The sequence below is a fragment of the Chitinophaga filiformis genome (assembly GCF_900102545.1).
In the GTDB taxonomy this organism is placed as follows: Bacteria; Bacteroidota; Bacteroidia; order Chitinophagales; family Chitinophagaceae; genus Chitinophaga; species Chitinophaga filiformis.
This window is the reverse complement of sequence record NZ_FNBN01000009.1, coordinates 340,449-354,870: the sequence shown is the minus strand read 5'-3', so window position 1 is coordinate 354,870 and position 14,422 is coordinate 340,449. Positions and strand designations below refer to the sequence as shown.

The window sequence follows — 14,422 nt, the reverse complement described above, 5'->3', positions numbered from 1 at the left end:
TTTTATTGTCATCTGTCATAAATAGAAAGCGGGTATATCAGTTCGATATACCCGCTTTTTTATGAAAGTAGTTCCTTTTTAGCTAGACAGCGTCGGCTCCAGTATTGAATGGGGTCGGCGCTCCTCTGGATGACTATTGAGCGTTATCAAGCGAATAGGGGCTACTTGGCTGCTTCTTTTGCTTCTTTGGGTCGCTCTTTTACGAGCACCAGGTCGGCCATTGGCACGTTCATGGGGATGTTGCCCAACTTCACGATACCGCGTTTATCGCGGATTTCCATTAGCTTACCTACCTGGCCATTGCTCTTTATTTTTACCTGATCGCCCAGTTTAAGGTCCCCTCCTACTACTTCAAGGAATTTCTCCTGCACTTTCTTTTCAAAGCGTTCGTTGATCTGTTTTTCCTTTTTACGGAATAAGAGCGCTTCTGCCTGCTTGAGTACTTTCTGTTTGTCGTCGGTGCGCTTCCATTCTATGACGATCTGCTTCATCTTGCGCTCCATATCCTTCAGATATTGCAGCTCTTCTTCCTTGATCTGGTTCTGGAGCTTGAGGGTAGTGAATTGCTGTGTTTTCCTTTCCTTGTCGGAGAGGATTTCGTATTCACGCTTCAGCTTCTCATTTTCTTTCAGGAGCTTCTGCAGTTCCTTTTCCTTGGCCTCGATCTTCTGGAGGTCCTGTTCGGCCTTATTTAATAGCTTATCCAGCTGAAAATGGCCTTCATCTACCAGGTTCCTGGCACGGGAGATCAGGGAAGGATGCAGGCCGATACGTTGCGCGATAGAGAATGTGTAGGAGCTACCCGGTTTACCCACGATCAGTTTGTACATTGGCAGCAGGTTCTCTTCGTCGAAGCCCATTGCACCGTTGATAATACCCTTTACCTTATTGGCCATGACCTTCAGGTTGAGGTAGTGGGTGGTTACGATGCCAAAAGCATGTTTCTTGGCCAGTTCCTCCATAATCACCTCTGCGAAGGCGCCACCGAGGTTGGGGTCGGAACCACTTCCCAGTTCATCTATAAAGAAGAGCGTTTTACCGTTGGCATTTTCCATGAAGTACTTCATGTTCCGCAGATGGGAACTGTAGGTACTCAACTCAAATTCCAGGGACTGCGTGTCACCGATGTGGATCATCAGCTGGCGGAAAATACCCAGTTGTGAGCTTGGATGTACCGGTACCAGCAGGCCTGCCTGTAACATGAGCTGGATCAGTCCTACTGTTTTCATTGTTACCGTCTTACCGCCAGCGTTAGGTCCGCTGATCACCAGGATGTGGCTATCTTTATCCAGGGTCAGGTTTACCGGGATGGTCGGTTTCTGGTTACGACGGTTGTATAACAACAGCAGTGGATGATACGCTTCCACCAGGTGTACCTGTGCATGAGGATTGAGCATGGGGTAGTTACCGTCCGTGTCCAGCGCCAGTTTGGCTTTACCCCTGATAAAGTCGTATAAGCCCAGGATTTCGTGATAGTTGTTGAGCAGTTGTGCATGCTGGCTGAGTGAAGCCGTTAATGTACGCAGGATCTTGTAAACTTCTTTGTTCTCCTCTCTTTCGAGGGACATTACGTCATTGTTCAGCTCAATCGTTTCTTCCGGCTCTATGAAGGAAGTACGGCGGGTATCAGACTCTCCGTGCTGGATACCTTTCACCATACGTTTATTTTCTGCATAGACGGCCACTACCCTTCTGCCGTTGAGGAATGCCTCTTCGGTATCTGCCAGGTAACCCAGTTTGCTGAGTTTACTGAGCACGCGGTCGAATGCGCGGCGCAGTTCGTTCCTTTTACGGTAGAGACTCATACGGATCTTTGCCAGTTCCGGAGTAGCGTTGTCACGCACATCTCCGTTCTCGTCGAGCACTTCATCGATCAGGGCTGTGATCTTTTTTTCGTAGTGGGTATGTGTGATCACGCTGAACAAGCCGGCGTATTGCACCCGCCTGTCGTGATCAAAGAAACGTACGATACTGTGCATGCTTTCTGCCAGCTTGCGCAGCAGCATAATCTGTTCACCACTGAGTACGGCGCCCTGAATGCCCAGCATCCGGAGCTCATTTTTCAGGTTCAGTACGTAATCGTTGGGAAAGTGCTCCTGCAGCAAAGTAAGCTGCTTGTATTCATGGGCCTGTTGAAGGGCCGTTCTGACATAATCAATGTGGGTGTGCAAACGCAGGTCATCTGCCATCTGTTTACCCAACTCCGTTTTACAATGCTCTTTTAACAAAGCCTGTACCTTGTCAAATTCCAGCTGTACCAGTGCTGAATCGGGAAAATATTTCATCTTACTTATCCATACAAAGCCTGTAAACCCTTTGTTTACAGACGGTTAAAATTGGCTAATGCCGCTCCGTACCTTTTACGGTCCGACAAAAGGAATGTTAAAGTTACTTAACTTGGTGATCTAATCCGTTATTCTTGTCGTAATTTAACTTGTTGAGGGTATCTGAGCCCTTGACTTCAAATGACACCATCAACAATTTAAATCATGCGAAGATACTCATTATTAAGCTGTTTATTGGCACTAACTATCAGTGCCTGTGCACAGGGCGGAAAAACAAAAGACAAAGTACCAGGCGATATGGAAGTCAGCAACAATGTTAAAACTGAAAAAGCAACATTCGGGGGTGGTTGTTTCTGGTGTACTGAGGCACAGTTCCAGTACCTGGATGGGGTAACCAAGGTAGAATCCGGCTATGCCGGCGGCACCGTTCCGAATCCGAGTTACGAAGAAGTGAGCACCGGTACTACCGGTCACGCAGAAGTGATACAGGTTACCTACGATCCTTCAAAGATCAGCTATGAAGAGCTGTTGCAGGCATTCTGGCAGAGCCATGATCCTACCCAGTTAAACAGGCAGGGCAATGATGTAGGGACTCAGTACCGTTCTGTAATCTTCTATCATAATGAAGATCAGCACAAACTGGCGCAACTGTATAAGGAGAAACTGCAGCAGTCGGGCGCCTACGACAAACCCGTAGTGACGGAAATAGCGCCTATGACCGCTTTCTACAAGGCCGAGGACTATCACCAGAATTATTACAATCAGAATGGCTCCCAGCCGTATTGTCACTTTGTGATCCAGCCCAAGCTGGAGAAATTTAAAAAGGTATTTAAGGATAAGTTAAAGAAGAACTAACTTATTGTAATACAACATTTTTCCGAAGCGAATGGCCTGCCGGTCATTCGCTTTGTGTTTTACTCCTTATCTGAGACTTTTACATATTTGAAAATAAAGGTATATTGCAGCAGGACAAGTCTTTATCCCTGCAACTGTTAAGCTCTATATACCAGATACCCATGAAATATGAACAATCCGTGGATGCGAATATCTCCGAACAGGAGAAGTCTTTTCGCTCCTTTATCAGCAACGACCCTGCGCTGAGTTATTTCCTCGAAACGGGCAGCATGCGTAATAATTCAAGGTTTTCAAGGGAAGAGATCTATAAGGATCCTGCCTTCCTCGCATTCATTTCCCCTTATTTTCAGGATGTTTATGTAAAGGCAATATTCAGGTCCTTTGATCTGAAAGATACAAACCTGATGAGTGATGTGGCCGTGAATCGTATCCTGCTGGACGATGCTCATAAGCAACAGGCTTTTGATCAGATCCTGGCATACCTGGAAGAAAGGAAGGCGAAACTGGTGTCGCTGAGCAACAAGCTGCATCTGGGAGAAGCCATTTCGCTGCTCGATTTGTCAGACTATGCTGGAATAATGACCATTGCCAACCTGAACTACCTGCCGGTTGAATTTAAGGATTTCCGTTCTGCATATGGCAGGGAAATAATCAAAGTGGTGCAATGGCTGGTAAGCCGCGATTTTCAGGCAGCATTGAACATGGCTACTGACCTGCGCCAGCTGAAATGTGATCCCCAGACAATGCACGATGCTGATGCCCTGTATCAGCAACTGGAAAATACAAGTCAGAAGGCCAGCGCTATTGAAGGTATTTCCGGTGGTGGCGATAGTGAAGTGAGTATTGGCAAGATCATAGGAATAATCATCGGGATCATTATTTTTATCATTAAACTGATGCTGATCTTTTCGCATTAATATACAGTTTGCCGGATAAGTAATATACCGATCCGGCAAACTCTCAGGCTCCATATAACCCAATACATGAAATATGAACAATCCACGGATGCGAATATCTCCGAACAGGAGAAGGCATTCCGCGCTCTTATCAGCAATGACCCTGCGCTGAGTTATTTTCTCGAAACAGGCGCTATTCAGTCAAATACCAGATTTGCAAAGGAAGGTGGCTATAGGGATCCTGCATTCCTGGCATTTATCTCTCCTTATTTCCAGGAGGCGTATGTAAACGCTGTTATCAGCGCGTTTGATTTGAAAGATACAAACCTGATGAGCGATATAGCAATGAATACTCTGCTGCTGGACGATGCTTACAGGAAACAGGCCTTTGATCGTATCCTGGTTTACCTGGAACAAAGGAAAGCTGTACTGGTATCTATTCATGCTAAACTGCAAATGCAGGAGCCCATTAACATCCTTAGCCTGACGGAACACACTGGCATCGAAACAATCAGTAATCTGAATTACCTGCCGGTTGAATTCCTGGAATTCCGTTCCACTTATGCGCGGGTGATCATGAAGGTGATCAATACGCTGGTCAACCGGGACCCACGGACATCAATGATCATGACTACCAATCTGCGTCAACTCACAGTTGACCTGCAAACTGCAAATGAGGTGGATGCGTTGTATAAGCTGCTTGACAATGCCGATCTGCAGACAAGCAATATTGATAGCAGTTACGGTTATTCCAACGACTCCGACTATTCCAACGATTCCGGTTATTCCAGCAATTCTGGCTACTCCCGCAATTTTAATAATTCCAGTGATTCCGACGGAAGCATCGGCAGGGTACTGTTGGGCATCGTGGTTATTATCATCATCATCATCATTACCGTCTTTGGGATGTCCTTTCCGGGTAATAGCGGGAACCATAGCAGTAACTCTTATCATTATCATCGTTCATATCGTCCCTCCTATCATCCATCTTATCATCCATCCTATCATCGTTCTTATCGTCGTAGTCGCCGTTAGCTTGTAACGGAAGATATCGATAGCACCATACATTCAAACTATGAAGTACGAACAAACCGCACCTGCGAATATTTCCGAACAGGAGAAGATATACCGCACTTTAATCAGCAACGACCCCGTGCTGAGTTATTTTCTCGCAACGGGTTCCATTCCACCAAACGCAAGATTTGTGAAAGAAGCAGCCTATACGGATGTTTTGTTCCTGGCATTTATTTCTCCCTATTTTAAAGAGGTATATGTCCAGGCCATATGCAATTCGTTTACGCTGAAAGATATGAACCTGATGAGCGATGTGGCTGCGAATCCGATCTTGCTGAATGCCGGGCATAGAATGCAGGCCTTTGACGAGATACTCGTTTACCTGGAAGAAATGAAGACGAAACTGGCAGCTATGCACCATAAACTGCAGATGTATGAGCCTCTGGAATTCACCGATCTCTTAGCCTATACGGATGCATCGATTATCTCAAATATGAACTATCTGCCGGTTGAATTCCTGGAATTTCGTTCCAGCTATGCAGGATGGGTTGTCAAGACCATCAAGTTACTGGTCAACCGTGACTTACAGACATCATTAACTATGGTCTGCAACCTGTGTGAACTGACAGTTGACATGCCGACTTTAAAAGATGTTCATGCGCTGTGCACGCTGATTCACGATGCGGATAATGAGCAAAAAGCTATGGAATGTGACCGGGAGAGACTGGCTCGTTTTATTTCCGACCTTGGCAGACGTCATAGACGTGATCCGTGGCCATTTTGATTGGTATGGTTGTTTTGAATGGATGTTTTGCCCGGTGAATAAGGTATAAAGGGTTTAAGGGGTCGGGGAAATATAAAAGCTGACTGAAGGATGGCGAGGGCCATTGTTTTCAGTCAGCTTTTTTATTGCAGTGATATTTAGTGCTATCCCTTTTCGGATTTCTTATCTTCTCCTTTTTTTAAATAAAGATAACCACTATACCAGTTTCGCTGTTGAATAAACGAAGAACAACTCTCAGCAGTTAATTTATATTCCCTGTCTCCTTCTTCGTACCGGTATACAGGTGGATCATCTCCCTCGTTAAGTTTAAAGAAGTAAAAAATTCCGTTCTCCATAAAACAACCGACAATAAACATGTTCTTATCCAGAACAAAATCAATGTCGCATTGTGACATGATCTCTTCTGCGCCCGCCCTCATTTCTTCATACTGCGGAAACTTATAGCTATTGTCATCAATAAACCTGAATCCACGATGCTTACCAAGAATGAGATATACTTCACGATAGCTACGAGGAAACTTAACTCCCAATTTTCCTTCTATCTCGGTTACTTCCTCTTCTGTGCATGCACCCGCTATGCCAAAGTACTCCTTATAACCGAGCAAAAAGTCCATATATAAATATTCTGCTGCCATTATTTTCTTCTATATCTCCCTTCGTAAATTTTTATCTCAGGAATCTTACTATCACGTGAAAAGATACCAAGTACATTTGTACACGACGGACAAACTGGCCTTTCGCTAAAAAACTCTATCCTTTCTATCTTGGATATGTCTATATCTGTCTGTTTTCTAAACCACTCGACAAACTTAGATTCAGAATCCTGAACGCGGTCATTATTTATAGTGAATTGCTCAAAATTACGAACTCCATCCGGTACATCTTCAATTACTTCGTCAATCTTGAGTCCCTTTTTGATTTGCACAGCGCTATTTCCGCTACCCGCAATTAGCGCTATAGGGATTAGCTCACCTTTTACATAGATATGTACAACCAGAATGTTCCTATTACCTGCAATCTTTGAAATATCCCTCGCTGCATCTATTATCGCCCATTCGTGATCACCGAAAGGAATATGGTCAGTGACACCGCCATTGAAGATTCCATTTAGGAAAAAGGATTCTTCAATATCAATATTCATATCCTTGAACATATCGGTTAGCCCTGTTCTTATTGCAGCCATAGCTTGAGCTTCATTAGATGCAGACAGCCCCGATGCCATCATCTTTCCTGCTGATTCAGCAAGCTCCTCTGCTCTCACCATGTTTTCATAAACTTTATCAAAAGTTTCAGGTGTGTTTGCGAATAAGGCTAATAGCTTCTTTTTAGAATCCGCCCAATCTGCTGCTTCGTCTGCCGTACTTTCTAATGCAAGCATAAAATTCCCACCCGCCTTTTGCCTTTTTACTCCACCAACTACAGCTTTATATGCCTCTACAAATTTATCATTCGCTGCTAACTTTTCCGCTATTTCAGCAGTTACACCAAAATTCCCGACAATTTCATCCACAGATCCTGTTCTGGGTCGGGCCGGACCCAACCGGATTGGTCGCTTACCCGCTGGCTTCTGCTCACCGATCAGCACCTTTCTACTCTCGTCAATGTTTCCATTTTTGTCTATATACTTAAATCCATTTTCCGCCTCTATTACTCCATTATCGTACACTTTCACAACTCCATCATTTGCAACAATTGAAACTTTTGCTTTACGTGCTACGTCCTGAGCTGTTTCAATATTACCGCATGAAAGCAATACCAGTTGTTTATCTGCAGGGAAACCTTGCTTTTTAATCCATCTGGCCAGGGATCTGTGATCCATCTCTATTTCCTGTCCCTGATGTATAATCCTAAACTTGCTTCCATCTCCATGTACCACTAAGTAGATGTTATTATCAATCTTCCCTCTGTCCAGGCGTTTTTTCACCAACTCAATATCCGCCGGCCTGTCCATCGATACAGCTCTCTTTTCGATTTGCTTTCCATCTGATATAATGTCCATGACCCCTGCCGACTCACTAAGCCCCGATCCTATTCTTTCTAACTCCATCAGCTCCCTCATCGTTGCGTTATGAGCCCTTCTGGCATCGAGCAATAAATCAAGGTCTTCTACATACTTTTCGACTTTGGGAGCCGCTTTTATCATGCTCGGAAGAGATAGAGCCATAGTTGCTATTTGCAAGCTAGTTCTCCATTCCGGTGATATGGCATCGGCATTAATCATCTGCAATGTAAGATCTCCTGCTGATCCTACCACGTCTGCAACAACAATAGCTTTTGCAATATATTGCCCTGCATTAAGGAATATCTTCAGATCTCCTATACCAATACACATCATACCAACATCAACCGCTAATGAGATCTGTTTCTCCGTTTTTCTCATATCGGCGATAGTTGCCATTAACGCCACCTGCACAGCCGGCATTGTCAGCAACTGGCCTTTGGGAATCGTCTTTCCATCCATTTCGAAGGAGCCGGCAACCCTTACCGCTATGTAGTCGTTATAGTTATATAGCTTGGTATTTATAAACAGCTTGTTATCTGCTGCGAATGTGATTTGTGCATTACTAAACTGAAACAGGTCTGCTTCTATCTCGGCTACCAGTCCAGGGGCCAGGAGTAAATCTCCCATTCCCTCCTGATTGTAATTGTAATGCCCGGAAGTAGTTATCATGTTACTTAATGCCATCAGGACACCTACCTGAGATGCTTCCGGCTTACCATCAGTAACATACAGGTCATAAATTTTTCTGACTTTGATATTATCCTCGATGTATTGCAGCATTGCGGCAGCCTGCTTATCCCCGATGAAACTGGATAATAAACGTATATATGACAGGTCCTTTCCTCCTAAGAGGATTATATCCTGGTTATTATAACCATCTGTCATCATCTTCAACGCCAATCCACGTTTTTCAACCGAAATTGACTGCAAATGGAATATAGGGTCTTTCCTCAGTTGCTCGAATACGTCTTTTACGGGCGTATTGCTACTAAATTTCTCCCAGAATTCTTCGTCGTCAACAATCACGGTATTGACATACTCAATGAACTGGGTATAGAAGGTCTTAAAGAATAAAATGTCATCCTTCCCATATGCTGCTTTAATATCAGGATGGTCTACCAAATACTGTCCCCATGGATAGTCATAATCATGTACAATTCTGCTTGTACCGGTAGGCCCGGCAGCACCTGGTGTTCCCGATGCTGAATATCCCGTTATGGTTTCCGGTGCTTCCCAGTTTCCATCCTTCTCCCAGGTAGTAGCACCGCCTGTAGTTTTAACTATATTAGTCTGTGTAAAGCGATCGAAATATTCAGGATAAACATTTCTCATCTGCGCCAGCTTATCTATCCAGATATATTCATCCTGACGACAATGTTTTTCCGTCATGCTGAGTGTTGCATTGCTTACACAATACAGGCATCCAAGGGTCGTTCCAGCGACTATTTCCTGCTCAATTTCCTCACTTGCATGAGTAATAGGATTAATAGAGCGCATTGGCATCTGCTCCTGATCCCTGAACGGCGTGAAAAGGTCTGTCATCTGAGTGAATGTCAGCTTCGGTTCCCCTCCCTTGTAAAAAGGAAGCGTCCTTCTGCTAAACTTCATCAGCTTGTACTTATCACTACATGAAACTGGGTAAACAAAACCTTCCACCTTTGCAGGATCAGGAACATTCTGTTGATAGACATTACCTTCAGGATCCTTGTATGTACCATCAGCAACAACGTATTCATATCTTCGCAACAAGCGCTGGCTGTTAGCTAACTTAAAGCTCCTGACTGCCCCCACAGTTATCTCAGGATCAAAGTGATCCTGTTTATCCTTAATCTTGATAGCACCGTACTGGAACTCTACACTGCCCAGATCTTTAAATGGTACTACCAAAATAGTACCTGCCGGTGTCAGGAAGGAAACAGTAGTGCTATCCGCGTTAAGGAAGTATCTGGCAATAGACATCGCAGTATAGTTATCCCCCGCATTATCATCCTCAAACACTCCCCACACACTTCCCGGATCATGCAACACATCCCACTGATACTTAATCAGTCCATAACCACTGCCATAATCCATCAGGTTATCAGTAGAACTCTTATCCAGCCCCACATTCGTACTGAACGTATGCTCGAGTGTATAATCACCATGTCCTATCTCATGCACCACCGTACGAACAACTGCTGCTTCACTGGCCTGTTTCGTGAACACAAATCCAAACTGGCTTCCACGTGGCATCTTACCTGTCAGATCACCATCAGACAACGCAGCTTCATTCACCAGGAACAGGTAAACGGAGTTGTCATCTATGTTAGTGGCTTTCTTATACGCTTTCTTCAGCGCTTTCTCCTCACCAGTGAAATTATTGCTCAGGAAGGCACTACCCTTATCCTGAAGAACACTATCGCCGTTGCTATCCCAGGTTTTATTGTAGCGGAAACTTTCGTCTACTTTAACGGTATAAGTAATACCCAGCTTACCATAAGTCTTCTGCAACGCCGTTTTTATCTGTTCCGTAGCCACAGGAGTCTGTGCACCAATCGGCACCAGTACCAGCGTTTTCTGCAATGGCTTATAACTTGGTACCAGCAGTTTACCCAGACTGATATAACCGCCATTACCATCAGGATGAGCAGCGTATATTTCCTGTGCATCACCGCCAGGACCACCGGTCAGGCTAATAGTGAAGCTATTGTCACCATTGTCTTTAGCTGTAAGTACGATACCCTTACCAGTGATAAACTTAAGTTTAGAAGCAGAGATACCGCTTGCCGCATTCGTCAATGTCGCGGTCACCTGTTCCTGTTCACCCGGTACAATGGCTTTTGAGCTTACATGGTATTTGCCACTTGCCAGCGATTCATATTCCTTCTCTACATTTGTTTTACCTGAGTAGCTACTCTTCCATGCATCAAATGCATACACATTACTTGTACCCGCCGTAAATGTCACGGTACCTTTATCCAGCTGTAAGGTCTTTAGGGATTCAAGTACTGCTGATGTGATAGCGTTATCACGTTTACCAATGGAAGTTACCTTACCGCCTTTGTCGATATTATACAGGTTGCCATCCGCGTCTTCGAGTACGAGTGGCAGAGTTTTTCCTTTGTCTTTATAGTTGATCACTTCCTCCTGGCCGGTATTACTGTCTGTGAGGGTAATAGTACCCGCGTCAGTATTTACCTTGATATTCGCCGGTGAGAAGATTTTCAGTTTGGTAGTAATATCGGGCACGAGATCGCCGTTCACGACACCACCTACATCATTACCACCATGTTGTTCGTCCAGCTTATCGCTTACGAATTTGTCGATGCCTTCTGTTACGGCAGTTACCTGGCCAGCTATTACCTTCAGATCGGTGTTAACGGTGATATCCTTAAACTCCATCTGCAGACCGATACCAAAGCCGAGTGTAATTACACGGCCTTTACCGGTGAACTTGCCATTGCCACCACTTACTTCGGTCAGGATGATGTCAAAGTTGCCTACACGGATAATCTTACCCGCGCTCAATGCGGGCTGCGGTGTCTGGTTATCCAGCGCGGCCAGTAAGCCGGCGTCTCCGCAGACAAAGGTTTTGGCGGAATCGGTTTTTATAGTAACAAGATCACTGAATGGACCATAAACGCCTGCGATCTTCCATTGCAGCCTGCCTTCGTATGCACGGTTAGGTTCCAGACTGCTGGCAGTGAATGCAGTATCTGATTGTTTCTCTTCTGTCTGCCAGTCGAACTCTGTATCGCCTACTTTAGTAGCACGATATTGCAGACGGTAAGCTTCAACCTGGTAGTTTGCCGCGGCCAATGGCCAGCCGAAACGCACACTGCGTTCGCCTGTAGCACGTCCTTTCAATACCGGCTTCGGTACATTATTCTGTGTGAAAGGATTTTTGCCAAGATAGGTGAACGTACAACTCTGGCTCAGCCCCTGATTGCTGAACATGTCCCTGCCACTTTTGTCGCGCGCCTGTACTGTCCAGACGTATTGCATGCTGTCCCTCAGCTGAGGTTCGCCGGGCCCGTATACGATGGTATTGGTTTCAGTGACTAATGTATAAATAGGTTTGGCGCTGCGTACGATGTAGTCAGGATTGCTACCGGCAGGTCTTATTTCGTAAAGAGAGAACACATATTCTGTTCCGCTTCCCGGTACCGGATTAGGGGAATTGCGACTACTCCAGTTGAAAGTGAGGAACTGCGGATCCAGCTTTTCCACACGGCTGTTACAGATAGGCAGGTTTAATAATGGCGGATCGCTCTTCCGGAAGAAGAAGACGTTGGAGCCCATGTTACTTACCTGTACCTGCGGACGGGCATAGTCGTATGCAGTGAAGGAAATGCGGTAAGCGCCTTCAGGCAGGGAGCGGGTCTTTTCGTACTCGGTTCTGCTGAACCCTCCACTGTATTCAATATTGGCGGGGTTAAGATAATCTGCCAGGTCTATTCCTCCGATAATAGTTGGAATACCCGGACTTAAGGAAAGCGGTCTGGGGTTAAACGCAGTGGCTGTCCGCATAATGACAGTACCATTCTGTTCTACGGTCATCCGCAGCCTTACGTTATAGCTGGGCAGTGTCAGGTCATTCTGTACCAGGATCACACGCAGCTTGTCGCTACCTGCTACAGCGTAATCAGGAAGATAAACGCTGTAAGGAGGTATGATCTGCGTACTGGCAGTAACGGGATATTGCTGGGCTTTCACGCTTGTTACACCTGCTGCAAATAGCAGCAGGCACAGAACGTAACGGTATATATGGGACATCCTCAGGATATGATTAAACATCGTTGTCAAAATGAATAGGTATAGTTGATCGTGCTTGTCAGTTCGTTGTAACCCGGCTGGTTAGTGGTGGCGCCACGCAATACCCACGAAACTGTAGCGCCGATGGTATGTGTCTGTTTGCTGAAGAACTTCCTCTTACCTTCACCATCTGCAGCCGTTTCGGATTGTTTGCTCTTAGGACTGTAATTGATGTTCAGTCCTGTATTGAACAGGGTGCTGTTGCTGGTAGTGGTCAGTCCCTCTCCTGTTGTATTTTTGGCAGAAGTCACGTTGTATACGGCGGAAACACCTGTACGGAGCGTCTTCTCCAGGAATTGTTTATTCACATTTACACCAGGCCCCATGAAAGTGGTGCTCAATCCGGCTGCGGAGTTCTTGTAATAGTTCACTGAAGCACTCATAGTCAGGTCTTTCGGCGGCAGACTATAAGAATAACTGACATTCGAAGTAAAGAATTTGCTCAATATTGGTGCGGTCGTATCAACACTGGTCCTGTCGCTGGCATACTGATAAGAAGAGTTCAGCGTGATGGCCTGCTGCCTGTCCTTATCACCGGTATGATACATCACCATGGCGTTGTAGGTATTGTTCACCTGGTAGAAATCCAGGGTATCCATTGGGTTGTTGAAGTAAGGATCCACCTGTGGTCTTACACGGGTATAGTTACTGAAGTTGGAATATCCTCCATTCAGTACCCAGTGTTCGCCTGCCGTAACACTGGCGTTTCCATTTACCACCCAGCGTTTGGCGTCGCTGGTCTTGCTCTTGTCCAGGTTATTCACCTGCATACCTGCATTAGCGGAGAGGTTCACCCTGCCATTGAATAGTTTAAATGAAGGCGCCACTGTAATGTTGCGCATATCATTCACCACATTATAGGCGCCCAGGGTTACATAGTCAGGCGCTACCCTTTCGTAGCGCAGCTGTACCGTGTAGAATGAGCCATTATATCCGAGTCCTGCCTGTATCGCGTCAAAGTAACGGGTATTGTTGGTGGGCGACAGGAAATGTTTTAACAGATTGGAAGTACCTCTGCTACTGTCAAATGCATTTTTCTCTCCACGTACATCACGGTTGATAGCGGATACAGAATACTCCATATCCACAAAGATGTGTTGTACGATACTCTGCCGTACAGTGAAAGCCACGGCTACGTTCTCTCTCGGTGTGATGGTAGCATCATCAGGGATAAAGGGAAGGGAGGCTGGATCGTCTTTAGCGCGGAAGAGTGATACGCCATAGGCATTACCTGCGTTTTCATATGCCACTTTCAGACCAGCACCCTTACGTTCAAAAGAGGCCCTGCTATAACTTTCCGGCGCCAGTACATCAAAAGGCACAGCTTTCAGCAGTGTACCGTACATTGCCGAGATATGCCATTTCGGAGGCGTCAGCTCCACGCCTACGCCATTGAACATATGCCCTGCCAGGGTATAGTTACTGAAGTTCATACTGGTACTCCCCACATATAAACGTGCCCACTTGTAGCTTGGTGCGAAACGGAACTGGTTAAATGGTTGGGAATAATTCTTTCCCTGGTTGCTATAACTAAAAGAGAACGGCATATCATAGCCGAACAAATTAATATTGATATTACCATTGAGATACCAGGCAAAGGGATCTCTCCTGGCCGCAATGCCACTTGCTGTATAGGCAGTAGTGCTGGCATTTACAGAGCCATTCATGGTCACTCCTTTCTTCACTCCAAACTGATCGAGCGCCTGACCTGTTACAGTGCCGGCACCGATCAGCAACGCACCGATCGTTGTAAGAAAAAATATTTGGCGGTACTTCATAACACAATGCTTTT

Annotated in this window: 8 protein-coding genes; 4 read left to right on the top strand and 4 right to left on the bottom strand. The window is 45.5% G+C overall.

Annotated elements, in window-relative coordinates; genetic code table 11:
• Nucleotides 1-161: 161 nt before the first annotated feature.
• Nucleotides 162-2,285: an endonuclease MutS2 gene (locus BLR32_RS28730; RefSeq protein WP_089837178.1), complete on the bottom strand. Its 2,124-nt coding sequence runs from the start codon at nt 2,283-2,285 to the stop codon at nt 162-164.
• Nucleotides 2,286-2,489: 204 nt separating this feature from the next.
• Between BLR32_RS28730 and msrA the strand changes: the two genes are divergently transcribed.
• The 4 genes from msrA to BLR32_RS28710 all read left to right on the top strand — a co-directional run bounded on the left by msrA (nt 2,490) and on the right by BLR32_RS28710 (nt 5,834).
• Entirely contained in the window at nt 2,490-3,140 is a 651-nt protein-coding gene (gene msrA / locus BLR32_RS28725) for a peptide-methionine (S)-S-oxide reductase MsrA (protein WP_317042851.1), read from the top strand.
• A gap of 161 nt (nt 3,141-3,301) precedes the next feature.
• A complete protein-coding gene (locus tag BLR32_RS28720) occupies nt 3,302-4,057 on the top strand; it encodes a hypothetical protein (RefSeq protein ID WP_143011626.1) in 756 nt (251 codons plus the stop codon).
• Between the two features lie 66 nt (nt 4,058-4,123).
• The gene (locus BLR32_RS28715) at nt 4,124-5,071 is read left to right on the top strand and encodes a hypothetical protein (protein ID WP_089837175.1); all 948 of its coding nucleotides are present in this window, start codon (nt 4,124-4,126) and stop codon (nt 5,069-5,071) included.
• A 40-nt stretch (nt 5,072-5,111) separates the two neighbouring features.
• Nucleotides 5,112-5,834, top strand: coding sequence for a hypothetical protein (locus tag BLR32_RS28710; RefSeq protein ID WP_089837173.1), 723 nt, complete (start codon nt 5,112-5,114; stop codon nt 5,832-5,834).
• Between the two features lie 143 nt (nt 5,835-5,977).
• On the opposite strand, the gene BLR32_RS28705 is transcribed toward BLR32_RS28710, so the two are convergent.
• Genes BLR32_RS28705 through BLR32_RS28695 form a run of 3 tightly spaced genes read right to left on the bottom strand, consistent with a single transcriptional unit; the run spans nt 5,978 to nt 14,408 of the window.
• Nucleotides 5,978-6,469: an SMI1/KNR4 family protein gene (locus tag BLR32_RS28705; RefSeq protein ID WP_089837171.1), complete on the bottom strand. Its 492-nt coding sequence runs from the start codon at nt 6,467-6,469 to the stop codon at nt 5,978-5,980.
• The gene (locus BLR32_RS28700) at nt 6,469-12,591 is read right to left on the bottom strand and encodes a hypothetical protein (RefSeq protein WP_143011625.1); all 6,123 of its coding nucleotides are present in this window, start codon (nt 12,589-12,591) and stop codon (nt 6,469-6,471) included. The genes BLR32_RS28705 and BLR32_RS28700 overlap by 1 nt, the downstream gene beginning before the upstream one ends.
• Before the next feature lie 26 nt (nt 12,592-12,617).
• On the bottom strand, nt 12,618-14,408 hold the full coding sequence (locus BLR32_RS28695; protein ID WP_089837168.1) for a hypothetical protein: 1,791 nt from the start codon (nt 14,406-14,408) through the stop codon (nt 12,618-12,620).
• Between the last annotated feature and the right edge of the window lie 14 nt (nt 14,409-14,422).

What these genes read in the sequence shown, in the direction of transcription:
- BLR32_RS28730 (WP_089837178.1), bottom strand. Translation starts at nt 2,285, where the DNA reads ATGAAATATTTTCCCGATTCAGCACTGGTACAGCTGGAATTTGACAAG.
- msrA (WP_317042851.1), top strand. Translation starts at nt 2,490, where the DNA reads ATGCGAAGATACTCATTATTAAGCTGTTTATTGGCACTAACTATCAGT.
- BLR32_RS28720 (WP_143011626.1), top strand. Translation starts at nt 3,302, where the DNA reads ATGAAATATGAACAATCCGTGGATGCGAATATCTCCGAACAGGAGAAG.
- BLR32_RS28715 (WP_089837175.1), top strand. Translation starts at nt 4,124, where the DNA reads ATGAAATATGAACAATCCACGGATGCGAATATCTCCGAACAGGAGAAG.
- BLR32_RS28710 (WP_089837173.1), top strand. Translation starts at nt 5,112, where the DNA reads ATGAAGTACGAACAAACCGCACCTGCGAATATTTCCGAACAGGAGAAG.
- BLR32_RS28705 (WP_089837171.1), bottom strand. Translation starts at nt 6,469, where the DNA reads ATGGCAGCAGAATATTTATATATGGACTTTTTGCTCGGTTATAAGGAG.
- BLR32_RS28700 (WP_143011625.1), bottom strand. Translation starts at nt 12,591, where the DNA reads ATGTCCCATATATACCGTTACGTTCTGTGCCTGCTGCTATTTGCAGCA.
- BLR32_RS28695 (WP_089837168.1), bottom strand. Translation starts at nt 14,408, where the DNA reads ATGAAGTACCGCCAAATATTTTTTCTTACAACGATCGGTGCGTTGCTG.